This is a genomic window from Streptomyces sp. (assembly GCF_036524955.1).
In the GTDB taxonomy this organism is placed as follows: Bacteria; Actinomycetota; Actinomycetes; order Streptomycetales; family Streptomycetaceae; genus Actinacidiphila.
Genome location: NZ_DATDBG010000215.1, coordinates 27,278 through 53,940 on the forward strand (window position 1 = coordinate 27,278; position 26,663 = coordinate 53,940).

The following is a 26,663-nucleotide window of genomic DNA, read 5'->3' on the forward strand; positions in this document are numbered from 1 at the left end:
TGAATCTTCCTCACCGTGCGTCGGAGTCGGTGGCGGGCTCGGCGGCCGTGGCGTCGCCCTGGTGGGGGAGGGCTGCGGCGGCTTCCTCCAGTTCGCGCAGTACGGACTCCTCGATCAGCTCGGCGAGGGCGGAGACGGTGGGCGAGCCCAGGACCTCGCGGGGCGTCAGTTCCACGCCGAAAACCGTCCTGATCTGGGAGGCGATCAACAGGCTGCGCACCGAGTCGCCGCCGAGGGCGTAGAAGTCGTCCTCGACGCCGACGGCCGCCACCTCCAGGACCTGCGACCAGAGCCCGGCGACGGCTCGTTCGGTGTCGTTCCGCGGCGCCACGTGGCCGGCGGTGGGCCCGGCGCGGTCCGCGCCTGGCTGGGGCAGCGCGGTCAGGTCGGTCTTGCCGTGCGCGGTGAGCGGTACGCGCTCCAGGGCGACGAACGCCGACGGCAGCATGTACGCGGGCAGGGAGCGGGCCAGGAAGGCGCGCAGCTCGTCGTCTGCGGGCCGGTCGCCGACCAGGTAGGCGACCAGCCTCGGACCGGACCCGTCGTCGCGGGCGGTGACGACTGCCTCCCGTACGGCGGGATGCCGCAGCAGGGCGGCCTCGACCTCGCCGGCCTCGACGCGGTGGCCGCGGATCTGGACCTGGTGGTCGGTGCGGCCGAGGTAGTGCAGCCGGCCCTCGGCGTCCCACCGCGCCAGGTCGCCGGTGCGGTACATCCGCGAGCCCGCGGGGCCGTACGGGTCGGCGGCGAACCGTTCGGCGGTCGCCCCCGGGCGGCCGAAGTAGCCGCGGGCGAGCCCGTCCCCGGCGACCCACAGCTCGCCCGGGATGCCCGCGGGGACCGGCCGCAGCAGCGGGTCGAGAAGGTAGACGCGGGTGTTCCAGCGAGGCCTGCCGATGGGCGGCGGGCCCGCCGCCGGCGCCAGCGGATCGCTCCACGCCGCGACGACGGTGGTCTCGGTGGGACCGTAGGAGTTGATCAGACGGGTGTGCGGCGCCCATACGCGGACCAGCTCGGCGCCGCAAGCCTCACCGCCGACGGTCAGGGTGTGCAGGTCGGGCAGTGTGCCGGCGGTGCCGGGCGGCAGGGTGGCCAGCGCGGCAGGCGGGACCAGCGCGTGGCTGACGCGCTCCTCGCGCAGCACGCGCGCGAGGTGCTCGCCCAGCAGCGGCCCTGGGGGCGGCACGACCAGGGCCGCCCCCACCGGCAGGGACATGCACAGTTCCAGGACCGAGGCGTCGAAGCTCGGCGAGGAGAACTGGAGCACCCGGTCGTCGGCGGCGACCTGGTAGTGGTGGGCCTCCGCGGCGGCGAAGGACGCCAGCCCCCGGTGGGTGACGACGACACCCTTGGGCGTGCCGGTGGAGCCGGAGGTGAAGATCAGGTAGGCGGGGTGGTCGGGGCTGGGCGGGGCGAGCAGGTCCGCGCCGGCCGGCCGGTGCTCCGGCCCGCCCTCCGCGCGGACCTGGGCCGGGTCGTCGAGGGTGACCACCGGACGGACCTGGTCGAGCATGAAGGCGATGCGGTCGGCCGGGTACTCCGGGTCGATCGGCAGGAAGGCGGCGCCGGTCTTGGCGACCGCCAGCCGGGCCACCACGTTCTCCGCCGATCTGGGGAGCAGCAGCGCCACACAGCGCTCCGGTCCGGCGCCGTGGGCGATCAGCCGGTGGGCGAGGCGGTTGGCCCGGACCTCCAGCTCCGCGAACGTCAGCCGGCCCTCGGGGGCGATCACGGCGGTCGCTCCGGGGGAGAGGTCGGCGCGGGCCTCGAACAGCTCGGCCAGGGTGGCCGGTTCGACGGGCCGGGACTCGCCGCTCCACCGGGTCAGCAGCCGTTCGCGTTCGGCGGCCGGGAGGACGTCGACGCGGTCGAGGGCGAGCGTGTCGGGCGCGTCGGCGAAGGCGCCTAGCACTCGCAGCAGCTGCCCGGCCATCCGCTCGGCGGTGCCGGAGTCGAACAGCGCGGGGTCGTACCCCAGCTCGACGGTCAGCTCGGGGCCGGGCGAGATGACCACCGTCACCGCGTAGTTGGTGGACTCCACCGCCCGCAGGTCGCGCATGCGCAGCCCGTGGGCGTCGGCGGCGGCGCTGTCGAGGAGGTAGTTCTCGTACACCAGCAGGCTGTCGAACAGGGCGGTGCCGCCGGGCAGTTCGCTCCACGACTGGAGCTGTGCCAGCGAGACGTGGTCGACGTCGCGGGCGCTCGCCTGGGAACTCTGCAGCCGCTTCAGCCACTCGGGCACGGTGGCGGCGCCGTCCACGTCGACGCGGACGGGCAGGGTGTTGATGAAGATGCCGGTGATGTCGTCGGCCCCGGGCAGGTCGGTGGGGCGGCCGGAGACCGTCGCGCCGAAGCACACGTCCCGCTGCCCGCTCCAGCGGGCCAGCAGCAGCGCCCACGCCCCCTGGACGACCGCGTTGAGCGTCAGGCGGTGGCGGCGGGCGAAGCGGTCCAGCCGCGCGGTCTCCTTCTCGCCGATCCGGTGCTCCAGCCACTGGCCGGAGCGGACCGCCGCCGAAGGTACGGGGGGCCGGTCGTACGGCAGCGGGGTGGCGGCGGCGAAACCGGCCAGCGTCCCGAGCCAGTGCCGCTCGGCGGCGGCGCGGTCGCGCCCGGCCAGCCAGGCGGCGTAGTCCCCGAACGGGCGCCGTGCGACCGGCGCGGGCCGCTGCCCGTCGGCGAGCGCCCGATGGGCGGAGAACACGTCGCCCAGTACCTGGAAAACGCTCCAGCCGTCCAGCAGCACATGGTGGAACGTCCACAGGACGTGCACCTCGGTCGGCGACAGCCGGACGAGGGTGACGCGCAGCAGCGGTGGCCGGGCCAGGTCGATGCCCCGGGCGCGGTCACGCCGCAGCAGGCCCTCCAGTTCGGCGTCGCGTTCGTCCGGCGGCAGCGCGCTCCAGTCCAGCACGGTCACCGGGACGGCGGCCTCGCGGTGCACGACCTGCACGGGTTCGGGCACGTCCTGCCAGACCAGGGCGGTCCGCAGTACGGGGGCGCGGTCCACCACGTGCTGCCAGGCGGCGGCCAGGGCGGCGGTGTCGCGTACGCCGTCCAGCGCGAAGGAGACCTGCTCCAGGTAGAGGCCCTGCTCGCGCTGGGACAGCCCGTGGAAGACCATGCCGGCCTGGGTCGGGGTCAGCGGGTAGACGTCCTCCACACCGCTGCCGTCGCCCGCCAGGCGGTCCACCGCGGCCTGGTCCAGACGGGCCAGCGGGAAGTCCGAGGGGGTGCGGCCGCCGGCGCCCGGCTCGGCACAGTGCCGGACGATCTCCCGCAGCGCCTCGGCGAGCTGATCCGCGAGCGCCGTGACGGTCGCCTCCCGGTGCAGGCCGGCCGAGTAGGACCAGGTGAACTCCATCCGCCCGTCCACGACCCGGCCGACCACGTCGAGCTGGTGCGGACGCGGCGCGTCGGGGGCGATGCCGCCCGCCAGCCCGCCGGCCAGGCCGCGCAGCAGACCGTCGGTGGGCAGCTCCCAGTCCAGCCGTCCCAGGTAGTTGAAGCTGATCCTGGGCGTGTGCCCGGATATTCGGTCCCCGGGCGGGGCGAGGCGGCGCAGGGCCCCGTGGCCGATGCCGCCGTGCGGCACCGCCCGCAACTGCTCCTTGACGGCCTTCAGGGCCGGGCCCCAGCCGGCGTCCTCCGGCACGTCGAGCACGACCGGGTACATGCTGGTGAACCAGCCGACCGTACGGGACAGGTCCGTGTCGTCGAAGAGGTGGTCCCGGCCGTGCCCCTCAAGCAGCACCGGGACCCGGCCGCGGCCGGTCCAGCGGCGCAGTACCCGTTCCAGGGCGCACAGCAGCACGTCGTTGACCCGGGTGCGGTAGGCGCCCGGCACGTCCTTGAGCAGGGCCCCGGTTTCCGACTCGTCGAGCCGGACGGTGACCTGGCGCAGCGACGCGACGGTGTTGGGCCCGTCGCCGTCCACCGGCAGGTCGGGCGCGGCCTCCCCGACCGCGGCCCAGTGGTCGCGCTCGGCGTGGAAGCCGCCCGTGCCCGCGTACTCGCTCAGCCGCCGCGCCCACGCCTGGTAGGAGGTGGTCTTGCGGCCCAGGGCGACGGGGGCGCCGGCCGCCTGCCGGTAGGCGGTGTCGAGATCCTCCAGCAGTACCCGCCAGGACACCGCGTCGACCGCCAGGTGGTGGCCGACCAGGCACAGCAGCGGCCGTGCCTGGTCCTCGGCGGTGAACAGCACCGCCCGCAGCAACGGTCCGCGGGCCAGGTCGAAGGACGCCTCGACGGCTTCGGCCGCCCGGCTGCGGGCCGCGTCGCGCTCCATCGGCGGTACGTCGGTCAGGTCGTGGCGTTCCAGCACGGCCGCGGGGCCCGGCGGCGGCTCGTGCTGGGTGACCCCGCCGTCCGCGGTGCGCTCGAAGCGCATGCGCAGTGCGTCGTGGTGCTCCAGCAGCGCGCCGAGCGCGGCTTCCAGCGCCGCCGGGTCGGTGTCCTCGCCCACCTCGGCGGTCAGCGACTGGGTGAACTGCGCGGCGCTGTCCGGCAGGGTGTCGAACAGCCAGCGCTGCACCGGGACCAGCGGCACCTCGCCCACCACCGGGCCCTGCTGCGAGTCGGCAGGGGCGGCAGCGGTGTCGGCGGCGCTCGCCGCCAGGGCGGCGACCGTCTGGTGGTCGAACATGTGCCGGGGGGTCAGCTCGATGCCGGCCTGGCGGGCCCGCGAGACGATCTGGATGCTGAGGATGGAGTCGCCGCCCAGCTCGAAGTAGTTGTCCTCGACGCCGACCTCGTCCAGCCGCAGCACCTCCGCCCAGATGTCCGCGAGCCGCCGCTCGGTCTCGGTGCGCGGTGGCACGTGGCCGCTGTCGGGGGCCGGGTCGTACCGCACCGGGGCGGGCAGCAGGCGCCGGTCTGTCCTTCCGCCGGGGTTCAGCGGCAGCCGGTCGAGCAGCGTGATCACCGAGGGCACCATGTGGTCCGGGAGCACCTTGGCGAGGAAGGCGCGCAGCTCGGCCGCGTCGGCGGTGACGCCGCCGGCCGGCACGGCGTACGCCACCAGACGCTTGTGCCCGCCGTCGTCGAAGGCGGCCGCGGCGGCCGCCACCACGTCGGGGTGGCGGCCGAGGGCGGCCTCGACCTCGCCCAGCTCGATACGGAAGCCGCGGATCGTGACCTGGTCGTCGATCCGGCCGAGGTACTCCAGCACGCCGTCGGCGGTCCACCGCACCATGTCCCCGGTGCGGTACATCCGCGAGCCGGGCGTGCCGTGCGGGTCGGCGACGAACTGCTCGGCGGTCCGGCCGGGGCGCCCGAGGTAGCCGCGAGCCAGTCCGGCGCCGCCGAGGTGGAGTTCGCCGGGCACGCCGACCGGCACCGGCTGCAGCGCGTCGTCCAGCACGTAGGCGCGGGTGCCGGCGACGGGGCGTCCGATCGGGGGTGTGCGGTCCGGCTCGACCGGGTCGCAGGTCCAGGCGGTGGCGCAGACGGTGGCCTCGGCGGGCCCGTAGAGGCGGAGCGTCCGGCAGCCGGGCACGGACGCGCGCACCCGCCGGACGGTTTCGGCGGTCAGTGCCTCGCCGGCCAGCACGACGGTGCCGGCCCGCAGGGCGGCGCCCTCGGCGAGGACCCGGTCCAGCGCCGAGGGAACGGCGCTGACCAGTCCGGCCCGGCGCGGGCCGGCCCCCTCGGCCAGGACCGCCAGGTCCCGGACGATCTCCACGGTGCCGCCCGCGGCGAGCGGGCAGAGCAGTTCGAGGACCGACAGGCCGGAGGTGAGGGAGGCGGTGGCCAGGACGTGGGCCAGGTCCCCGGCGCCGAAGGCGCCCGCGGCCCAGCCGGCCAGAGCGGCCAGGCCGCCGTGGGTGGCCACGACGCCCTCGGGCCGGCCGGTGGAGTCCGGGGTGTGGATGACGCAGGCGGGGTCCGCGGGGTCGATCGGACGGGCCCGCTCCTCGTCGCGGACCGGCCCGCCCACACGTCCGGCCAGGTCGCGCTCCGTCGCCGGCGCGTCGAGCAGGAGGCGCCCGGCACCGGTGGCCGGGAGCCGCCCGGCGATCTCCCGGGTGGTCACCACCAGCTTCGGCGCCGCGTCGGCCGGCAGCGGCTCCAGCCAGGCGGCCGGACAGGCCGGGTCCACCGGCAGGAAGGCCGCGCCGCTCTTCAGTACCGCCAGCAGCCCCACCAGCGCAGCGGTGCCGCGCGGCAGCGACAGGGCCACCAGGTCCTCGCTGCCGCAGCCCCGTTCGAGCAGCAGCCGGGCGAGCCGGCTGGAACGCTCGTCGAGTTCGCGGTACGTGAGCCGCCCGTCGTCGCCGACGACCGCGGTGTGTTCTGGCGCAAGGGCGGCCTGCCGGGCGAACAGCACGGGGAAAAGCGTTTCCGCGGGCGGCCCGGCCGGCTCGGCGAGACGGCCCAGCAGAAGGTCGCGTTCCTCGGTGGGGAGGATCGGTACATCGTCCAGCCGCCGGCCGGGATCCTCGGCCAGGTGCCGCAGCACCACCCGTAGGTGGCCGGCGAGGCGTTCCACCGTCGCCCGGTCGAAGACGGCCGGATCGTAGTCGAACGCGAACGCCAGCCGGTCGGCGGCGGTGACGACCACGCTGAGCGGGTAGTTGGTCGGCTCCACGTCCTCGACCTGCTGTACGGTCACGCCGCGTTCGGCCAGCGCGCCCATGTCGAACGGGTAGTTCTCGAAGACGACGATGCTGTCGAAGAGGTTGACGCCGCCGGGGACCTCGCTCCAGCCCTGGATCTCCGCCAGTGAGACGAAGTCGAAGCCGCGGGCCTCGGCCTGTGCGGCCTGGATGCCGTGCAGCCAGGGCAGCAGCGGGCTGTCGCCCTCCACCCGTACCCGGGTGGGGACGGTGTTGATGAACACGCCGACCATCGACTCGACGCCGGACAGGTCGGCCGGGCGGCCGGAGACGGTGGTGCCGAACACCACGTCGGCGGTGCCGCCCCAGCGCGACAGCAGGATGCTCCACGCGCCCTGCACCAGGGTGTTGACGGTCAGTCCGTGGCGCTGGGCGGTCTCCCGCAGCCGGGCGGAGTCCGGTCCGGACAGGCCGGTGCGCAACTGGCCGGTGGAGGAGGTGCGGTGCGCCTCGGCCGGCCGCCGGTCGCGCGGCAGCGGCGTCGGAGAGGCGAAACGGGCCAGGGTCCGGCGCCAGTACCGCTCGGCCGGCCCGGCGTCCTGACGGGCCAGCCATCCCAGGTAGTCGGCGAAAGGCCGGCGGGCGGGCACCCGTGCGGCGCGGCCACCGGTGGCCGCCGCGTACCGCTCGCACACCTCCTCGAAGACCTGCGCGGCGCTCCAGCCGTCCAGCAGGACGTGGTGGTGGGTCCACACCTGGAGCACCTCGTCGTCCGTGGTGCGGATGAACGCCAGCCTCATGAGCGGGGCGGTGGACAGGTCGAGCCCCGCGGCGCGGTCGGCGCGCAGCAGGTCGGCCAGCTCGCTCTCGCGGCGCCCGGCGGGCAGGTCCCGCCAGTCGAGGTGGGTGACGGGTACCGTCACCTGCCGCCGCAGCACCTGCACCGGCTCGGGCACTCCGTCCCAGGCCAGCTGGCCGCGCAGTACCGGTGTGGCGTCCACGGTCTGCTGCCAGGCCGCGGCCAGGGCGGCCGGGTCGCGTACCCCGGACAGGCGCAACTGGATCTGGTTGAAGTAGGTGTCCGCGGCCGGGTCGACCAGGCCGTGGAAGAGCATGCCCGCCTGCATCGGCGTGAGCGGGAGGATGTCGGTCACCTCGCGGCCGTCACCGGCCAGCGAGTCGACCGCCGCCTGGTCCAGGCGGGCCAGAGGGAAGTCCGAGGGCGTGCGCCCGCCGGCGTCCGGCCGGGCGCAGTGTGCCGCGATCTCCCGCAGCGCCCCGCCCATGTCGTCGGCGAGCCGCCGCACGGTGTCCTCCTCGTGGACGCCGTCGCTGTAGTACCAGGTGAACTCCAGGCACCCGCCCTCGACCCGGCCGACCACGTCCAGCAGGTGGGCCCGCGGCGCCCCGGGGTCGGCGGACGCCTCAAGACCGGCCGGCACGGCGCGTATCAGACCGTCCCGGCCGCCTGGCCAGTCGAATTGTCCCAGATAGTTGAAGCTGATCGACGGCGTCGGGGCGCCGTGCAAGCCCGGAGCGGCCGTGAGGTGGCGCAGCGCCCCGTGGCCGACACCGCGGCCGGGGACCGAACGGAGCTGTTCCTTGACCGACTTGAGCACGTCGCCCCAGTCACCGGAGGGCACCCGCAGCGCGACCGGGAAGACGGTGGTGAACCAGCCGACCGTCCGTGACAGGTCGGCGCCGGGTAACAGGTCCTCCTCACGGCCGTGACCCTCCAGGTCCACCGTCACGGTGTCGCGCCCGGTCCACCCGGCGAGCACCCGCCCCAGCGCGCTGAGCAGCACGTCGTTGACGTGGGTGCGGTACCGGCCCGGCACGTCCCGCAGGAGCGCGTCGGTGAGGTCCCGGTCGAGCCGGACGGTGACGGAGCGCTCGCCCGCCACGGTGGTGCCGTCGCCCGGGGCGTTCCCGCCGTCCACCGGCAGCGGGTCGGCGCACCGGGCGCTCACCTCCGTCCAGTAGGCGGTCTCCTCGTCGAACCCGCCGGCCGCGGTGTGGCCGAAGAGTCCGCACGACCACTCGCGCCATGACGTGCCGCGGGGTCCCAGGTCGATGTCCTGCCCGGCCAGCGCCTGGCGGTAGGCGGTCTCCAGGTCCTCGAGCAGTACCCGCCAGGACACCCCGTCCACCACCAGGTGGTGCACCGCGAGCAGGAGCCGCGGGGGGCGGTCGGGGCCGGCGGTGAACAGCCGGGCGGTCATCAGCGGCCCGCGGGCCGGGTCGAACCCGGTGTGCGTGTCCCGGGTCAGCCGCGCCTCGGCCTCAGCGCGGGCCTGCGGGCCCAGGTGGGACAGGTCGTGCTCGGTCAGTACGGGCGCGGGTACGCCGTCCGGCTCCGGGCACGACTGCCGGCGGCCGCCGTCCGGCAGGGACGGGAAGCGGAAACGCAGCGCGTCGTGGTGGTCGACGAGGGCGTCCAGGGCGCGCCTGAGGGCCGCCGGGTCGGCGCCGGGGTCCAGCTCGGCGGTGACGGACTGGTCGAAGTGGCCGGGCCGGGCGGTGTGGGTCTCGAAGAACCACCGCTGAATGGGGGTGAGGGGCGCCTCGCCGGTGGCCGGGCCCCGGTCGGCGTCCGTCCGCGGCCGGTCGCCGGGCGTGGTGCCGGCGGCGAGCAGCGAGGCGATGGTCGGATGCCGGAACAGGTCGCGGGCAGTGACGTCCAGGCCCGCTTGCCGGGCGCGGGAGGCCATCTGGATGCTGACGATGGAGTCGCCGCCGAGCGCGAAGAAGTTGTCCTCCACCCCGACCCGGTCGACGCCGAGCAGCGCCGACCAGATGTCCGCCAGGATCTTCTCCTGCCCGGTGCGGGGCGGCACGTGCTCGTCGTCGCCGTGCAGCCACCGCGGCTCGGGCAGCCGCCGCCGGTCCACCCGGCCGTCCGCGGTCAGCGGCAGCTCCGCCAGCGGCACGAAGGCGGAGGGCACCATGTAGTCCGGCAGCGTGCCGGCCAGGAAACGGCCGAGTTCGGCGGCGTCCGGCAGGTCCGTACCGCCGGACGGCACCAGGTGGGCGACCAGCCGTTCCTGGCCGGCTGGGTCGCGGAACACGCCGACGAGGCTGTGCGCGACGCCGTCGTGCTCGGCCAGGGCCGCCTCGACCTGCCCCGGCTCGACGCGGAATCCGCGGACTCGCACCTGGTCCCCGGCGCGCCCGAGGATCTCCAGGTCGCCGTCGAGGGTCCAGCGGGCGAGGTCGCCGGTGCGCACCATCCGGGAGCCGGGCGGGCCGAACGGGTCGGGCGGGTACGACGCGGCGGTCGGTCCGGGGCGGCCGAGGTAGCCGCGGGGCAGGCGGGACCCGGCGACGTACAGCTCGCCCGGCACACCGGGGGGCTGCGGTTGAAGGCCGGCGTCCAGCACGTAGGCGCGGGTGTTGTCCAGCGGCGCCCGGCCGACCGGTCCGCCGACCGGGCGCGCGGTGACGAAGCCGCCCGCCTCGGCCAGGCCGTACGTCCGCACCGCGGTGAGCCCCGGGCAGGCGTCCAGGACGCGGCGTACGGCGGCGGGCGGCACGGTCTCGCTGCCGGTCCACACTTCGGTGAGGCCGGCGAAGGCGTCCGGGGCGTCCTGGGCGATGACGCGGAACGTGCCGGTGGTCAGAAAGACACAGGTGACGCCGTAGTGGGTGATCGCGTGGCGGAGGGTGTCGCCGTCCAGGTCCCCAGGCGGGGCCAGGACGGCCCGTCCGCCCCGCAGCAGGGGGACCCACAGCGCGTGGACCGATGAGTCGAAGGTCCGGGGTGCGTGGGCCAGGACCGCGTCGTGCGTGGCGAAGGCCGCGTCGGCGGCGAGCGCGGTCACGTCGCGGTGGCGTACGGCGACACCCCTGGGCCGTCCGGTGGCGCCGGAGGTGAACAGCACGTAGGCGAGAGCGTCCGGGTCCACCGCAGGCAGGGCCGGCCCCCTGGCGCCATGGGCCTCTCCGGTGTCTTCGACGGCGCGGCCGTCGGCGTCCACCGGGATGACTCGGACGCCGGTCGCCGAGGCGTCCGTCCGCCCCCGGGCCGCCTCGGTGAGGAGCAGCCGGGCTCCGGTCTCCGCGGTCACGGCGCGCAACCGGTCCTGCCCGGCGGCGGGGTCGAGCGGGACGCAGGCGCCGCCGGCCTTGAGCACGGCCAGTTCCGCGACGACCCGGCCTGCCGAGCGTTCCATCAGCACCCCGACCGGCTCCTCGGGCCGTAGGCCGAGCGTGAGCAGATGCCGGGCCAGGCGGTCGGAGCGTGCGTCGAGTTCGGCGTAGTCCAGCCGGGCGCCGCCGGTGATCAGGGCAGGTCTGTCCGGGTGGCGCGCTGCCCGGTCGGTGAAGAGGGCGGGCACGCTGCGGGACGGCGCCTCGCGCTCGGCGCCCTGCCACCGGTCGAGGACCAGCTCGCGCCGCTCGGCGGTCAGCGGCGACAGCCGTCCCAGCGGCAGGTCGTGCCCGTCGGCCACGGCGGTGAGCAGCACCGCCAGGTACTCCGCGAGCCGTTCGGCGGTGCCGGCGTCGAACAGGTCGGTGTTGTACTCGGTGACCAGCTCCAGTGCACCGCCGTCGCGGGGCTGGAACTCCATGACCAGGTCGAAGCGGGCGGCGGGGCGGGGCAGAGGGTGCTCGGCGATCCCCAGGCCGGCCGCCCGCCGGGCCGGGACCATGGACTCCTGGAGCACGATCATGGTCTGCACCAGCGGATTGCGGCTGGGATCGCGTTCCGGCGCGAGCTCCTCCACCAGCCGGTCGAACGGCACGTCGTGCGCGAAGGCGTCGAGGACGGTCTCCCGCACGGCGGCGAGCAGGTCGCGGAAGACGGCGTCCGGGTCGACGTTCGCGCGCAGCACCAGGGTGTTGACGAAGAAGCCGACCGTGTCCTCCAGCTCCGTGCGGTCCCGGCCGGAGACGACGGTGCCCAGCGCGATGTCGCTCTGACCAGTGCAGCGGGACAGCAGGACCGCGGTGACCGCGGCCAGGACGGTGAAGAGCGTGGCGCCCTGCGCGTGAGCCAGCCGTTCGAGGCCGGCGACCAGGCTTGCGGGCAGCTCGCGGCGGTGCAGCGCGCCGGCGGTGGTGCGCACGGGGGGGCGGGGCCGGTCGGTGGGCAGGTCGAGGTCGCGCAGACCGGTCAGGGCGTCCTTCCAGTACGCCAGCCGCCGCCGCTGCTCCTCGGTGTCCTGGTGGTCGTGCTCCCACACGGCGAAGTCGGGGTACTGCACCTCGGGTTCAGGCAGCGCGGCGGGCCGGCCGGCCGCCTCCGCCTCGTACAGCTCGACCAGCTCGCGGACCAGCACGGCGACCGACCAGCCGTCCGTGACGATGTGGTGCTGGCCGAGCAGCAGCAGGTGCTCGGCGTCGTCCAGGCGGACCAGCAGCGCCCGGGCCAGCGGACCCCGCAGCAGGTCGTAGGGGCGCGACAGTTCCGCGGCCAGCAGTTCGTCGGCGGCGGCGGCGCGGCCGGCGGGCGGCACGGCGCTCAGGTCGGCGGTGCTCAGCGGGACGCCGCCGCTGCCGGCGACGACCTGCCGGCCCTGGCCGTCGGCGGAGACGAAGGTGGTGCGCAGCGCGTCGTGCCGTTCGGCCAGCCGGTCCAGGGCGGTCCGCAGCGCGCCGGTGTCGAGGGCGCCGGACAGGCGCAGGCCCACCCCGGTGCTGTTCTCGGCTCCGCCGGCGGCCAGATCCTCCAGGAACCACAGCCGGCGCTGCGCGGCGGACAGCGGCAGCGGGCGGTCGCGCGGCACCCTGACGATGGGCCGCCGCGGTCCGCCGCCGCCCGGCGCGGCGGGCAGGGCACGGGCCAGCTCGGCGACGGTGCGCGCCTCGAACAGCCTGCGGGCCGGGAGCCGGACGCCGAAGACGTCGTGAATCCGGGTGAGCACCCGTACCACGAGCAGCGAGTCGCCGCCCAGCTCGAAGAAGTCGTCGTGCACGCCGACGCCGTCCGTCCGCAGCACCTCGCACCAGATGGCGGTCAGGGCGAGCTCGGCGCCGGAGCGCGGCTCCGTGCGGACGGCGGCCGGACCCGGGTCCGCCGCCCGTCCGGGCGCGGGCAGGGCCTTGCGGTCGACCTTGTGATGGGCGGTCAGCGGCAGTTCGTCCAGCATGACGTACGAGGCGGGCACCATGTACGGCGGCAGGCTGCGGCCGGTGAAGGAGCGCAGGTCCGCGGGTGTGGGCGGCAGCACGGAGGGGTCGGGCACGATGTATCCGACGAGCGTCCTGCGGCCCGTCTCGTCGTCCCGGGCGGTGACCACCGCCTCGCGGACGCCCGGATGGCGGGCCAGCACCGTCTCGATCTCGCCCAGTTCCACGCGGAATCCGCGGATCTTGATCTGGTCGTCGGCGCGTCCCAGGTACTCCAGGTTCCCGTCCTGCTTCCAGCGCACCACGTCGCCGGTCCGGTACATGCGCGATCCGGCCGGGCCGAACGGGTCGGCCGGGAACCGCTCCGAGGTCAGCCCGGGTCTGCGCAGGTAGCCGCGGGTGACGCCGGTGCCGGCCACGTACAGCTCTCCCGGCTCACCGACCGGGACCGGCCGCAGGCGCGCGTCGAGCACATAGGAGCGGGAGTTGCTGATCGGGCGGCCGATCGGCGGCGTGCCGTGGCCGGCTTCCAGCGGGTCCGACCATGATCCGACGATCGTCACCTCGGTCGGACCGTAGGAGTTGATCATGGTACGTCCGGGCGCCCACACGTCCACGAGCTGGGGCGGGCAGGCGTCGGCGCCCACCACCAGGGTGGTGAAGCCGGTCAGCTCGGCCGCCGCGCTCTCCGGGACGGTGGCGAGGGCGGCCGGCGGTATCAGCGAGTGGGTGACGCCGCGGTCCCGCAGGACGTCGGCGAGCTGCTCGCCGAGCAGCGGCCCCTCGGGCGGCACCACGAGCGCGGCGCCGGCCAGTAGCGATATGCACAGTTCCAGTACGGAGGCGTCGAAGCCCGGCGAGGAGAACTGCAGCACCCGGTCGCCGGGGCGCACCCCGTAGCGCGCGACGGCCCCGGCGGAGAAGTTGCCCAGGCCGGCGTGCGGGACGACGACACCCTTGGGGCGGCCGGTGGACCCGGAGGTGTAGATGACGTACGCCGGGTGGTCCAGGGCGAGCGGGCCGAGCCGATCCGTGTTCGCCGGGGCGTGCCGCGGGCCGTCGTCGTCGGCGGTGACCTGCTGCGGGTCGTCGATGACCAGCACCGGCCGCGCGTCGTCCAGCATGAAGCCGACGCGCTCGGCCGGGTAGGAGGGGTCGACCGGCAGGAAGGCGCCGCCCGCCTTCGCCACCGCGAGCTCGGCGATCACCAGTTCGGCCGACCGGGGCAGTTTCAGCGCGACCACCCGCTCCGGACCGACGCCGCGGGCGATGAGGCGGTGCGCCAGCCGGTTGGCCGTGGCCTCCACGGCCGCGAAGGACCAGTCCTGCTCGGGCGTGGACAGGGCGATCGCGTCCGGGGTCCGCCGCGCCCATCTCTCGAACAGCTCGGACAGGGGGACCCGGGGCACCTCGCGCGCCGTGTCGTTCCATTCCCGCGGCGGAAGGACGATCCCTGCGGTCAACGTCCCGGGAGCCGGTGCGGTGGACGTCGCGTACTGGTCAGACATGGAAGCGACCTTTCGGGGCGGAAGCCTGGCGAAGAGGACATCTGGGATCGGACCGCGTTGAGTCGGCGAGTCGGGCTTGGGCGCCGGTGATCAGGACGTACCGGTGATCAGGCGTGCCGGTCCGGATGGTCCGTCCTGCGTCCCATGCGTCCGGTGAGGAGCAGCCGGTCGATCGCGCCGGTGCGCGCATCGGTCAGGAAGCGTCCGGCCGGCACGAGCCGCCCCGACTCGGGGTCGACCAGCGAACATCGCAGGTCCGCGTAGCAGACCAGGGTCGTGGGCGGGTCGCCGTCGACGGAGACCGCCAAGTCGCCCCCGGGGCCCTCGACGACCTGGTAGACGGTGTCGCCGTTGGCGTACGTGCCGGCGCACCCCTCGGGCGGCGGCACCGGCGGACCCGGGTGCCAGGCGACCGCGCCGGGCACCGGTACGCCGAGGATCGGGCCCAGCCCGTCGGCAATTTCGTGCCACAGCCTGGTGCCGTTACCGGCGTTGCTGGTGAAGGCCACCACCGTTCCGGTGGCCGGGTCGGCGCGCAGGTGGCACGCGGTGCCCAGCGCGTTGCCGTCGTGTCCGAACCAGGCGGTGGAACCTTGCCGGAACAGGGCGAATCCGGGTGCCCAGCCGTCGGCGAGCCCGCAGGGGTCGGCTTGCGGCACCGGGCGGCGCATCTCCTCGGCGACCGCCGCCGGCAGCAGACCTGACGACGACGGCCCGGCGGCGGCGCCGAGGTGCGCAAGGCCCAGTGCCACCAGATCGGTGGCACTGGCCAGCAGCGCACCGGCCGCGGCCTCCGCGCCCGACAGCACCTGCCGTACCGGCCGGACCCGGCCAGTGTCCGGATGGACCGAATGGCCGACGGTGACGGGCCGGTCGGACGCGTCGTCGCCGAGGAAGGCCGGCCGCGTGCCCAGTGGTCGCAGTACCAGGGTGCGCATGGCCTCCGCCCAGGTCATGCCCGTGACCGTCTCGATCAGCCGGCCCGCCACGACGTAGCCGGCGTTGGAGTACGAGAACCCGGTTCCAGGCGGCATCACCAGCACCCGGTCGGTGCAGTGCGCTTCCACATAACGGCGCGCTGTCAGGGCGGCCACCTCGCTGGAGTCCGGACCGGACGGCAGCCCAGCGGTGTGGCTGAGCACCTGGCGCAGAGTCAGCGGAACGCTGAGCCCGCGCAGTTCCGGCAGGTGTTCGCGCAGCGGCTCGTCCAGTTCCACGTCACCGTCGGCCACCAGCAGCATGGCCAGGGTGGCCGTGTAGGGCTTGGTCACCGACCCGACGGGGACGGCGGTGTCCGCGGTGAAGGGGGAGCCGGAACGTGCCGCCTCGCCCGTCTCGACGGCGTGCGTCACGCCGTCGAGGTGCACGGCGAGCTGGGCGCCGGGGACCCGGTGGGCCGAGGCCGGACCGGCCAGCAACTCGGTCAAAGCCTCCCGCAGTCCGGCGCGGGCCGCGCCGCCGATCGGCTGCGATGCTGCTTGCTGGGGCACTGAATCCTCCTGTCAGCCGTGCTCGGCGGCTACGGAAGCCGGCTGGTGGCCGTGATGTTCCGTGGCACGACGGAGAAACCCTGCCCGTGCGTGGGCGTGGGGTCCTGGTCCTCGTCGCGCGGCACGTGGTGGAGGTCCGCGCTCACCCGCATCACCGGGTCGGTCGGTTTCTGACCCGTGACGCAGCGGTCCACCGAGGTCGCGCGGCCGGCCGTGGTCCGGTTGCCGGCCCTGTACCGGGTCTGGTACGGCGAGTCGGTGGCGTGGTGGTAGAGGCCGACCTGGGCCGGCACGTGCCGGTCGGCCGGGGCGCCCTTGGGCCGGGGCAGGCGCGAGGACTCCAGCACCTCGGCTCCCGCGCCTCCGCGCACGTCCCGCTCGGCCGCCCGCGTCTCCGGCGCGGGAGCCGTTCCGCCGGAGGCCGGCGTCCGGCCGGGTACAGCGGCACCCCCGACGAGGGCCGCCGCCCGCCGCTGCTGCGAGAGGCTCAGCGGACCGGTGCCGGACTCGGCCACCGCGACCGCCCGGGGAGCGGCGTTGTTCGATTCATGCGCATCACCGGTGGCCGAAGTCAGTGCCATGCCGACGCCCGCGACGGCCGCCAGCGGGGCTGTCGTGGCGAAATGTCTGCGTCTCGGTCCACCCGATGCCCACGTGGGCAGGTGTAATTTCTTCATGCCTTTCCCAGCCAATCAACGAAGAGAGGTATTCGAACAAAACTCGATGGCGGACCCGGGTGGAGTCGGGGTACGAAGAGTTCCCCCGGGTGATGGGCAGTAGTTCCGGCATATGCCAACGGTTGATTATCGAACGCGCATTCGCGGCGGCGCAAAAGTCATAACGACCCGGCCGGAAGGGGTGCCCCGAGCGGGAAGCCCGTCCCCGTCCGGCGGCGCCGCGGTGAGCCGCCGCCCGCCGGAAACGGGTGCGCGGTCTCGCGTGACGATCAGCCGGTCCGCGACTGACGGGCGACGCGGAACACGAAGTCGCAGCTCCAGCCACTGGGGTGGGGTGACGGAGCGCCTGCGCGGGCAGGGTTCGCCCCGGTCCCGGCCGGTGTGCGTACTGTGTGACCGGTCCGCCCGTGCGGTCGGCGGGGCCGGGGCCAGGAAGCCGTGGGGCGGGTACAGTCGCGGGTGATCTGCGGTCCGGGCTCGGCGCCGGGTAAGCCGGGTGGGTCGGCGTCGATTGTGCAACTGCTCGTTCGCATATCGATCCTTCCGAGTCTGCGACGGTTCCTGCAGCGGTATATCGAGTTCCTCGACGGGCTCTTCCCGCGTGGGCTCATACGTCAGCCCCCGCGCGGTCGGCGGGTCTCTCGGGCTCACGACGGCATAGGATTACACAATGTTTCCGACCAACAACAGAGTTTGTGGTGGCCGATTCGTGCAACCCTAGGTTTTCAGCCATTCGGGAAGCATGCCGGGCGGCATGCCGGCCGCCGGGTCCGGCCCGGTCCCCCGCCGCCGTGCCAGTGCTGTCGCACGCGTACGTGCGGAGGTGGCGGCAGTGCGCATGGCCGTCCGATTCACGAACGGTCGATCGCATGTTGTCGGAAACCGACGGGGCGGCCGGTGGCCCTGTGGTTCCTGTGCCAGTAGCGTGGCTGTGCTGAACATTCCACAGAGTCCGGGCCCGACACCCCAGGCCCGCCCCCGGGCTGTCCGCATGACGTGGACGGCCATCCGGTGATGGCTCCGAACTCCGCAAGGACGCAGAGCATCACGGGTCGCCGATACACCCCGTCGGCGCCCACCAGGCGCTGAGAGCACTCTCAGCCGCAGGGGTGTGCCCCCCGGGCGGCGCGGACATCCGCGCTTGCGCCTGCGGCTTCATCTCGGTCAGCGCCCGTGACTGGGCGCTTCGCGTGGCCGGTTGTCGCCCATCGCAGTCGGCCACGGACGGCTCGGCCCTACCTACCGGCTGCAGGGCATCGGCGTCTGATTCAGGTGAACGCCCACTTGGGTACGGGAGTTGGGCGACCATGGAGCGACCTGCGGAAGACGGGTTCCAGCAGGTCACCACCAATCGGCATGCGGGGGGCCATGGTCGAATCACGCCAGTCGCAGGAGCACAGAGTGCGCGTGGCTCCCACCCGGCCATACCGCTTCATGCGGCTGCTCGGGGCCCTCGCAACCCTGGTCGTAGCTGCCTTCGGGCTGTGCGCGGTCCCCATCAACGACGGGCCGGGGAGTCAGGCGACCTATGCCGAGGAGCTCGGCCAGGCACGCCAGCAGCTTTTCAAGGGGCAGTTCGTCCATACGGACGCGAGATCCTGGAGGCTCGTGGCGGGCGCGGCGCCGCGCGTTTTCCGAGTCAGGGTCCTGGGCAGCTGGCACCGGGTCAAGCCGGGTGAAACGCAAGCCCCGGTGAGCGCGGGTGCGCAGATCGGGGTGAGGCTCCATTGTGTCGGCGCTGGTCTGCAGTGCATGCCGCTGTCCTCTGAGCGGCAGAACGTCCTGTCCAGGAGCGACAAGGCAACGTGGGTGTGGATCGTGAGCGCGCAGCACGCCGGGACGGTCAGTATCGCTCTCACCGTGACCGCCTACCTCGGTGACACCGACACCGTGCTCATTGAGAAGCCGCCAGAGACGTTGCGCGTCCAGGTGGCGCCGCCGCCAAGCGCCGGTCGCTGGACCTCCTGGGCCGAGGATCTGTGGCGGTGGGTGACCACGGCGATCACCAGTCTGGGCGGGATCGCTGTGTCCGTGAGCGCCATCGCTGCCGTGGTCCTCATGGTGATACGCCGGAGGCTTCCCGCCGGCGACGACGCGGGCACTACTGAGCAGGTACGCCGCGTCGCCCGACGACCGCGGACACGGCCGGTACGGGCAAGACACACACGTCCCGGCCTGCCACGCACGCAGCTCACGGCTGCAAGGAGTCCTCGGCCCGGCCCCCGGACAGACGCCGGTCACGAGCCGCGCGAGTGACAGCCCAGCCCGGGGCCTTCGCGCACACGTTCACCCGCGACGTTCACCGCGACGCTCTGATCTCGGCGGCCCCGGCCGCGTCGGTGACCCTCCTCGACTGGTGGTAGCCGTTGCGCACCACCAGCCGCCGCCCGTTCCCATCCCGTTCGCCGGCCAACTCGGCTGTGCAGGCGCGCCCCCGCGGGCCGCTGCCGCACTGGGGCCCAAGCGGGAGACTCTCCGGGTGCTGACCGCGGTCGGCGCTGTTCGGGGGCCGAGCCGCTGTCCGATCCGGAACTGCTGCCCGAGGGCCCGCAGGAGGAGGACCGTCTGCGGCTCCTCGGTGCTCTGCTGGCCGACACCTGGACCGGCCGCTCGACGCCACGCCGAGGGCTTCGCGAGGCAACACCCCTGCGGGCTAAGGTGAAACGACGCAGGGCTGAAGCAACGGGAGGCTTCGGTGGAGGAGTCGGGCGTAAGGCGGGCCGAGCGGATCGGTGCGCTTCTGGCGGTCCCGGCGGTGTCGGACACCGAGGAGCTGCCCTCGGTCGCGGACACGGATACCTATGGCGAGTTGGGTGTCTCCCGCTCGCTGTACAGCCGCGGTGAGCAGGAGCCTTATGTGCCCCGGCCCTGGGTGGACGACGCGCTGGATTCCGCGCTCCGGGACAAGGACTTCGTCCTGCTGGCCGGCAACTCCAAGGCGGGCCGATGGCGCACCGCGTGGGAGGCGGTGCGCCGTACCCTCCCCGGCGCCCGGCTCCTGGTGCCCCGGCCGGGCGCCGCCGCACTGGCCGAACTGCTGGCGCTGGAACCGCCGTTACGGGTGGGCGACGCCGGCGTCGTGGTCGTCTGGCTCGATCACCTGGAGCGCTATCTGGGCATCGCGCACGGCATCGACGGTGAACTGCTCGGCCGGCTCCGGGCGCTCGCACCCCGGGTCGTCGTTCTGGCGACAGTCGAGTCCAACGCGCGCGAGCACCTGCTGTCCACCGAGGGGCGGCTCGGGCCGACCGCGCGGCTGGTACTGGAGCAGGCCACAACGGTCGTCGTACCGAGCGATCCCATCGCGCGGAAAGAAGCGGTCGAGGCCGAACGACATGCGTCCGGCGGGGAGCCGGTGGGTGGTGGCAGCGCATGGGAGCAGCGCTGGCAGGACGGCCTGCGCGCCGCCGGTGACACCGGAGGAGACGAGGCGGCCGGGCTGGGCTCGGTGCTGCTGCGGGCCGCAGTGGACTGGCGGCGCATGGGCCTGTTCCGTCCGATCACCGAAGCCGAACTGCGTGAACTGACCCGTCTCAGCCCGCAGTTCCGGGCATCGGAGCCCGACGGCACACGCTGGGCGGACGCACTGAGGTGGGCCCTGACCGGCCCGCCAGAGGCGACGGCGGCGCTGCTGGAAGAGGTGCGCCCGGCCCCCGTACCAGCGGCCGGGCGCGCGTTCCGGGCCGCCGAATTCCTCGCCTCCCACGCGGATCTGCCCGAAGTGCCGCTTCAAGCATGGGAGTTCGCACTGCGACGCTGCGACGCGTTCGAGCTGATGGCGGTCGCCGAGGCCGCCCGCACCTGCGGCAGGTCCGAGGTCGCCGAGTCCGCGCTGCGGCAGGCCTCGCGCAGCGCCGAGCCGCTGATCGCCTCCTACGCCGGGTTCCGCCTCGGCAGCGATCTGGAGCACCACGGCGACACGCCCGGCGCGCTCGGCGCCTATCGGCAGGCGGTCGCGGACGGCGGGACCGACAGCGGCGTCCGCCCTCGGCGACACGGCACGCTCGACGGCACATCGGACGAGCCGAGCGCTGCCCGCCGTGGCGCGCGCGCCGACTCCATGATGGCCGCGATGGCCTGCGTCAACCTGGCGCAGTCGCTCGCGGACCAGGATCGTACGTCCGAGGCGATCGCCGCCTACCGCGAGGCGATCGACATGGACGACCCGGTCGGCTCCGCGCTGGCCGCGCTGAACCTCGGCGGCCTGCTGCGGGGCCAGGGTGACGCGGCAGCGGCACGCTCGGCGTACGAACAGGCGCTCGCCGCCTGCACCTGGGCCGACGACCCGGCCGGACTGCGCGGGATGGCGGCCCATGACCTGGGAGCCCTGCTGGACGAGCAAGGGGAGACCGCGGCCGCCCTGATCGCGTTCGAGGTCGCCGTCGACTCCGGCCACCCCATCGCCGCGCCGCGTGCCGCCGGCCGGATGGGGTTTCTGCTGAGCGCGCGGGGCGACACCGAGGGAGCCATGGCGGCCCTCCGCCTCGCCGCCGAGGCCCAGGAGGCGGAACCCGCGGCCGCCGCCCGGCTCCAACTCGCCGCGATGACGGAGCAGACCGATCCGGAACAGGCGGTGTCCCTGTACCGGAAGACGGCCACCTGTGACATTCCCCGCCTGGTGGGCCTGGCACTGACCGGCCTGGGTCGGCTGCTGAGCGGTCGCGGTGACGTGTCCGGTGCCGAGCAGGCCTACCGGCAGGGCATGGAGCCGGGCCGCGCGGACCCTGCCTCGGCCGCCGACGCGGCACTCCGGCTCGGCATGCTGCTGGAGAAGCAACGCGACACGGACGGCGCGCTGTCCGCGTACCGTGAGGCGATGCGTTCCGGCGACCCGGAGGCGGCACCCCCGGCGGCGTACGGCGCAGGGTGCATGCTCTTGCAGCGCGGGGACTTCGGCGGCGCCCGCGACGCGTTCGAACAGGCCGTCCGCTCCAGACATCCGCGCGTGGCCGCGTGGTCCCTGATCCTGCTGAGCGATGCCCTGGTACGGCTGGGGGATCCGCAGGGCGCCCGCTCCGCGGCTGAACGCGCCGCACTCTCCCAGGATCCGGACATGCGGCAGGCCGCCATGGAACGGGTCGACCGGCTGCCGCACGGCCCCGGCCCGGGCCGCACACCGGACAGCACCGCCGAGCCACCGTACGGGGATGTGTGACATCGACGTGAGCCATGACAGTGCGCTGGACTTCGGCGACCGCGCGCAGGCCGGGCGGTCCGCCCTGGACGCGCGCCTCGCCGCGCTGGCCGAGGCCCTGGACGCCCACGGCCTGAGCGTCGTACGCCGGAACGTCTACCACGACGAGAGCGGCGACGGGACCGGAGACCTGGGCTGGCTGTGGCTGTGCGCCACACCGCGCCGGTTCCCGGACGAGACGCACGATCTCGTGGTGTGCTACAGCACGGCCGACGGCGACTGGCAGATCTCCGCACCCGACGGCCGGACCCGGCGGATCCCCGCGGCCGTCGGCGCCGCCCCACCCGCCGCCGCGATCGCCGAGGTTCTGTCGCCTGCCGACGGGGGCGCGCTGGCCGGGCCCCCGGCGCTGCGCGACCTGCCCGACTGGGTGCCGCTGGTGCTCAGCGGGACCGCCACGTCGTTGATCATTCCGTTCGTCCAGGCGGTCGCCGGCAAATCGGCCGACGATGTCTACGCAGGCTTGCGCGCCCGGTTGGCCCGGCACGGCAGACCCACGCCGGACTCCTCCGCCTCGGCCGACTCCGATGCGGACCCCACCGCCCCGGACCCCACCGCCCCGGACCCGGCGACCCCGGACCCCACCGCCCCGGCACCGCGCACCCCGCGCGACGGCTCCGGTTTCGTCAGCATCCTCGACCCGGAGGCCGACCTCCAACTCGTCATGCCCGATCCCATCCCACCCGAAGCCGTACGGCAGTTGACCGCCATGGACCGGTCCGAGCTGCGCGGCCGTACGCTCGTCTGGGACGACAGCAGGCAGGAGTGGTTGCGTTGCCGCCGGACCTGAACCCACCCGGCCGGGACGCCGGTTCGGACCCGGAGACTGATCCGCTCACCCGGCGCCTCCAGGCCTACGCGACCTCCTACGACCTCGGTGTCCTGCTCGACGCCGAAGCCGAGCAGGAAGCGGCCGCCCTCCTCGATACGGCTGTACGCTCCGTCGTTCGCGACCTGCGCCTCGACGTGCAGCCCTGGCTGCGTCTCCTCCACGACACCGGATGGCTGTTCTGGCTGCGCGCGCCGGTCGACGCCCGGCGCAACCCGCTGAACGACCGGGATCTCTCGCTCGCCCTCGCCCTCCTCGCACCGCTGCGCGACGCCGCGCCACGGTCTGTGCCGGAGGCGGTGGCCGAGACGATCGCGGCCCCGTCGCCGCCGGGCACTCCTCAGGTGGGCCTCTGGAACGACTACGCGGGTCTGATCCTGGAGGAGGCGGGACCGCACGACCGTACGGCCCTGCTGGCCGCGGCCGCGGTGCTGCACCTGGGCATCGCCATGGCCGAGGACAAGGCCCGCCGGGCGAGGTCCATGGGCAACACCGTGCACACCCTGCTCCTGCTGCACGAGTACGAGTCCGACTCGGAACTCCTCGCCGGAGCCGTCGACTTGGCCCGCAGGCTGGTGGCCGAGACACCGGAAGGCGCTCCCGAGCACCTCCACCATCTGGCCCGGCTGTGCGAAGCCCTGCGGCACGCCTACACCCTCCGGCGGGAGCCCCAGGTGCTCGCCGAGGCCATCGAGCTAGCCCGTACCGTGTTCACGGGGCTGCCGCCCGATCACCTTCGCCGACCCGACGCGGTGAGCAACCTCGCCGGACTGCTGCGCCTGCGCCACGACGACTTCGGCGACTCAGAGTCGCTGCGGGAGGCCGTCGGCCTCTCCCGGGCACTGGTCGCCGAACTGCCCCGTGACCACCCCGCCCGCCCCCGGGAACTGAACAACCTGGCCCACGAGCTCGAGGCGCTGGGCGAACTGGACGGCGAGGCCGGCGAGAGCGGGGACCCGGCCGTACTGGACGAGATCGTCGACCTGGGCCGGGCGGCCCTCGCCGCCCTCACACCCGGTGCCGACCCGGAACTGCACACGACCGTCCGGGCCAACCTGACCCGCTGGCTCGCCCGGCGCGCCCGGCGCGGCGGACCCGCGCACGACCCGGCGGCCGACCTCGCCGAAGCCCTCCGGCTCGCCCGGCAGGCCCACACCGGTACGGCGGGTCGGCCGACGGGAGCGGTGCTGGAGGCGCTGGCCGACAGCCTGGCCGAGCAGTATGCCCGCACCCGCGACCCCGCCGTGCTGGCCGAGTCCATCGCCGTCCTCCGGGACGGCCTGGCCGCCGCCGCGAGCCCTGCCCAACTGGCTTCCCGGCGCTATCTGCTCGGCGCGGCCCTCAACAACCGCTATGTGGAGTACGGCGAGTCTGCGGACGCGCGGGAGGCGGCGACCCTGCTCCGCGAGGTCGCGAGATCCGCCACCGAAAACGTCCACAGACGGCTCGAGAGCGCCTGGCACGCCGGCAAGCTGGAGATCAACCTGGAGGACTGGCCGAGCGCCGCCGATGATCTCGCCCTGGCGGTCCGCCTGCTGCCCGACCTCGCCGGCTGGCAGCTGCGGGCCGGCGACCGGGAACGCCGGCTGTCCACCTACGCGCCGCTGCCCACGCTGGCCGCCTCCTGCGCGCTGGCCACCGGCTCACCGACCCGCGCGCTGGAGCTGCTGGAACAGGGACGCGGGGTGCTCCACGCGGAGGCGTCGGCCGTCCGCGTCGACCTGGAGCGGCTGCGCGCCGGCGCCCCGCACCTTGCCACGGCCCTGGAGGAGCTGCCGACCCGGCTGCGGTCCGTGCCGGACGCGGACCGGCGCCACCGACTGGCCGATGAACGACGGCACTTGATCGAGGAGATCAAGGGCATGCCGGGATTCGAGGACTTCCTTCAGCCTCCACGCCTCAAGGAGATCCTCGACGCCTGTCACGAAGGTCCCGTGGCCGTCCCGATGTTCGGCCGCTACGGCTCCGACGCTCTGCTCGTCACCCGGAACGGTGTCCGCCGTCTGCCGCTGCCCCGGCTCACCCTCGACACCGTCCGGCGGCTCGGCCGCGATCTGCGCGGCGGTGCCGAACTGGCCCTGGACAACGGGGTTTCCCCGGCACGGCGGAGCCTGGGCGAGTACTCCCTGCGCACCGGTCTGGCCCTCCTCTGGGACGCTGTCGTGGGTCCCGTTCTCGACGCCCTGCGGGACGACCTCGGCGGCCTGCGGGACGGGGCCGCTCCGCCGCGCATGTGGTGGTGTCCCACCGGGCCGCTGAGCCACTTTCCGCTGCACATGGCAGAACGCCGGGAGGAGGGCAGCGCGTTCGCCCTCGTGGTGTCGTCCTACACCCCCACCGTCCATGCGCTCGGCCGCCTGCGCTCCTGGCGGCCCGGCCCGGACAGCCGCCCCTTGGTGGTCGCCCTGCCGCGCACCCCGGGCGCGCCGGACCTGCCGGCCGCCGACGAGGAGGCGGCCCTGCTCACCGGCTCCTTTCCCGGCGCCCGCCTGCTGCGTGGGCCGGCCGCCACCCGTGAGCGCCTGATGGCGGCCGTCCCGGACCACGACATCTTGCATGTGGCCTGCCACGCCGGACACGACGCCGACCGTCATCACGAGAGCCACCTCGTCCTGCACGACGGCCGGCTGCACATCGGCGACATCGCGGCCGCCCGCACCGACCGGGCCGGGCTGGCCTTCCTGTCCGCCTGCGGCACCGCCCAGAACCGCCTCGACCTGCCGGACGAGTCCCTGAACCTCCTGTCGGCCTTCCAGCTCGCCGGCTTCAGCCACCTGGTGGGCAGCCTGTGGCCGGTGACCGACCAGGCCAACACCCGACTGGTGAAGGCCTTCTACGAATACCTGATGGGATACCAGAAACCGACCGTCGCCGAATCCCTCCATTACGCCGTGTCCCGGTTACGCGAGCGAGAGCCCGAACGGCCCTCGCTCTGGACACCCCATCTGCACATCGGTCCCTGAGTCACCGCCGGCGCCTCACTCGTCCGCGTCGGGACGGCAGCACGACCCCCCGCCTGAGACTGTCGGCCACCTCCAGCCAGGACATGACCCGGGAAGGTTCGTGCACCACGGCAGACCGATGGGCCGACGTCAAGTCGCCGTGCGCGGGACTCCCGCCGCCGACCCCGCGCACGGGTGGAAACCAGGACCTGCCGGCCGGGTTCTTCGACAAGCTGACCGATGGCCAGGGCCGACCATCCGAAGCCACGGCCCGATCGGCCTGACGGTTCCGGAGATCCACCACCCTCCTCGCGGATTCGTCTACCTCACCGGCGTCGCCAGCCAGGCTGCTGTACTGGTCGAACTGGCGTGGATCCTCGTTGACCGGGTGGCTTCCCAGGACGGCGGTGAGGCGGGCGACGCCCGGAACAGCCGCCGCGACGCCGGCCGGCTCCCCGACGGGCCCCGTATGGGTCCTGTTGAAGAAGTCGAACTGACCGCCGGTGGCACACGGCCTGTTTCCCGCTCGGTTGGACCGGCGTGTGGGCCGTGCACGAGCGGCTTCGCACGGTATTCGTCGTCTACACCGCACAGCACAAGAGAAACGGAACGGATCAGCATGAGTAACATCACTCTGCAGCAGGCCCAGACCGTCGTCGACGCCGCGCTTGCCCAGGCAGGCGACATCGGAACGGCGATGAACATCGCGGTCGTCGACGCCGGAGGAAACCTCAAGGCATTCGTCCGCATGGACAACGCCTGGCTCGGCAGCATCGACATCTCGATCAAGAAGGCCCGCACCGCCCGCTACTTCGACATGGAAAGCGGCGCCATCGGCGAACTCTCCCAGCCCGGTGGATCGCTGTACAACATCGAAGTGTCCAACGGCGGCCTCATTTCCTTCCCCGGCGGCATCCCGCTCACCCTCGACGGCACCGTCGTCGGCGCCATCGGCGTCAGCGGCAGCACCGTCGAGAACGACCGGCTCGTCGCGCAGGCGGGAGTCGCAGTCCTCGGCTGACCCACTGGCCCGAAGGGGGTGGAGCGGACACTGCAGCTTCCACCCCCTCCGCAGGAGCAACGCTCAGAACCTCACAGCAGTGCACGGTGACGGGTGGTGATGCCCACTCAAGGCCTGGAGCCCGGGCTCCTGTCCACAGGCAGAGGTCCCGTCGCCGTGCACCAGCCCGGAGCGTGTCCCCACGATCGCGTCAGGCGACCGGCACCTCGTGCCGCGAACCGCGAGCTGATGGCGACCCGCACACCGCAGTCGAGGTCGAAGCCCGCCGCCCCGGGCTGCTGCGGCAGCGGCTCGACGAGGCGATCGAGGGCCTGGTCGACTCGGCCGAGCCCTGCGGGGTCCAGGCGAGCCGCTCGGCGAGGCGTTCCCGGGC

At 74.0% G+C, this 26,663-nt stretch carries 8 protein-coding genes; 5 read left to right on the top strand and 3 right to left on the bottom strand.

Annotation, left to right across the window (positions count from 1 at the left end):
- Nucleotides 1-10 precede the first annotated feature (10 nt).
- The 3 genes from VIW71_RS17390 to VIW71_RS17400 form a co-directional block, all read right to left on the bottom strand.
- Nucleotides 11-14,137 (bottom strand): amino acid adenylation domain-containing protein, encoded by a 14,127-nt coding sequence (locus tag VIW71_RS17390; protein ID WP_331623240.1) that lies wholly within the window; start codon nt 14,135-14,137, stop codon nt 11-13.
- Between the two features lie 107 nt (nt 14,138-14,244).
- Nucleotides 14,245-15,627, bottom strand: coding sequence for a serine hydrolase domain-containing protein (locus VIW71_RS17395; RefSeq protein WP_331623241.1), 1,383 nt, complete (start codon nt 15,625-15,627; stop codon nt 14,245-14,247).
- Nucleotides 15,628-15,656: 29 nt separating this feature from the next.
- Nucleotides 15,657-16,208, bottom strand: coding sequence for a hypothetical protein (locus VIW71_RS17400; protein ID WP_331623242.1), 552 nt, complete (start codon nt 16,206-16,208; stop codon nt 15,657-15,659).
- A gap of 2,791 nt (nt 16,209-18,999) precedes the next feature.
- On the opposite strand from VIW71_RS17400, the gene VIW71_RS17405 reads away from it, so the two are divergent.
- The 5 genes from VIW71_RS17405 to VIW71_RS17425 all read left to right on the top strand — a co-directional run.
- Nucleotides 19,000-21,459, top strand: coding sequence for a tetratricopeptide repeat protein (locus VIW71_RS17405; protein WP_331623243.1), 2,460 nt, complete (start codon nt 19,000-19,002; stop codon nt 21,457-21,459).
- Nucleotides 21,452-22,288, top strand: a complete 837-nt coding sequence (locus VIW71_RS17410; protein WP_331623244.1) for a hypothetical protein — start codon at nt 21,452-21,454, stop codon at nt 22,286-22,288. The genes VIW71_RS17405 and VIW71_RS17410 overlap by 8 nt, the downstream gene beginning before the upstream one ends.
- Nucleotides 22,273-25,290, top strand: a complete 3,018-nt coding sequence (locus VIW71_RS17415) for a CHAT domain-containing protein (protein ID WP_331623246.1) — start codon at nt 22,273-22,275, stop codon at nt 25,288-25,290. The genes VIW71_RS17410 and VIW71_RS17415 overlap by 16 nt, the downstream gene beginning before the upstream one ends.
- A gap of 598 nt (nt 25,291-25,888) precedes the next feature.
- The gene (locus VIW71_RS17420; RefSeq protein ID WP_331623247.1) at nt 25,889-26,290 is read left to right on the top strand and encodes a GlcG/HbpS family heme-binding protein; all 402 of its coding nucleotides are present in this window, start codon (nt 25,889-25,891) and stop codon (nt 26,288-26,290) included.
- A 173-nt stretch (nt 26,291-26,463) separates the two neighbouring features.
- A partial coding sequence (locus tag VIW71_RS17425; protein ID WP_331623248.1) for a hypothetical protein occupies nt 26,464-26,663 on the top strand: 200 nt, incomplete at its 3' end.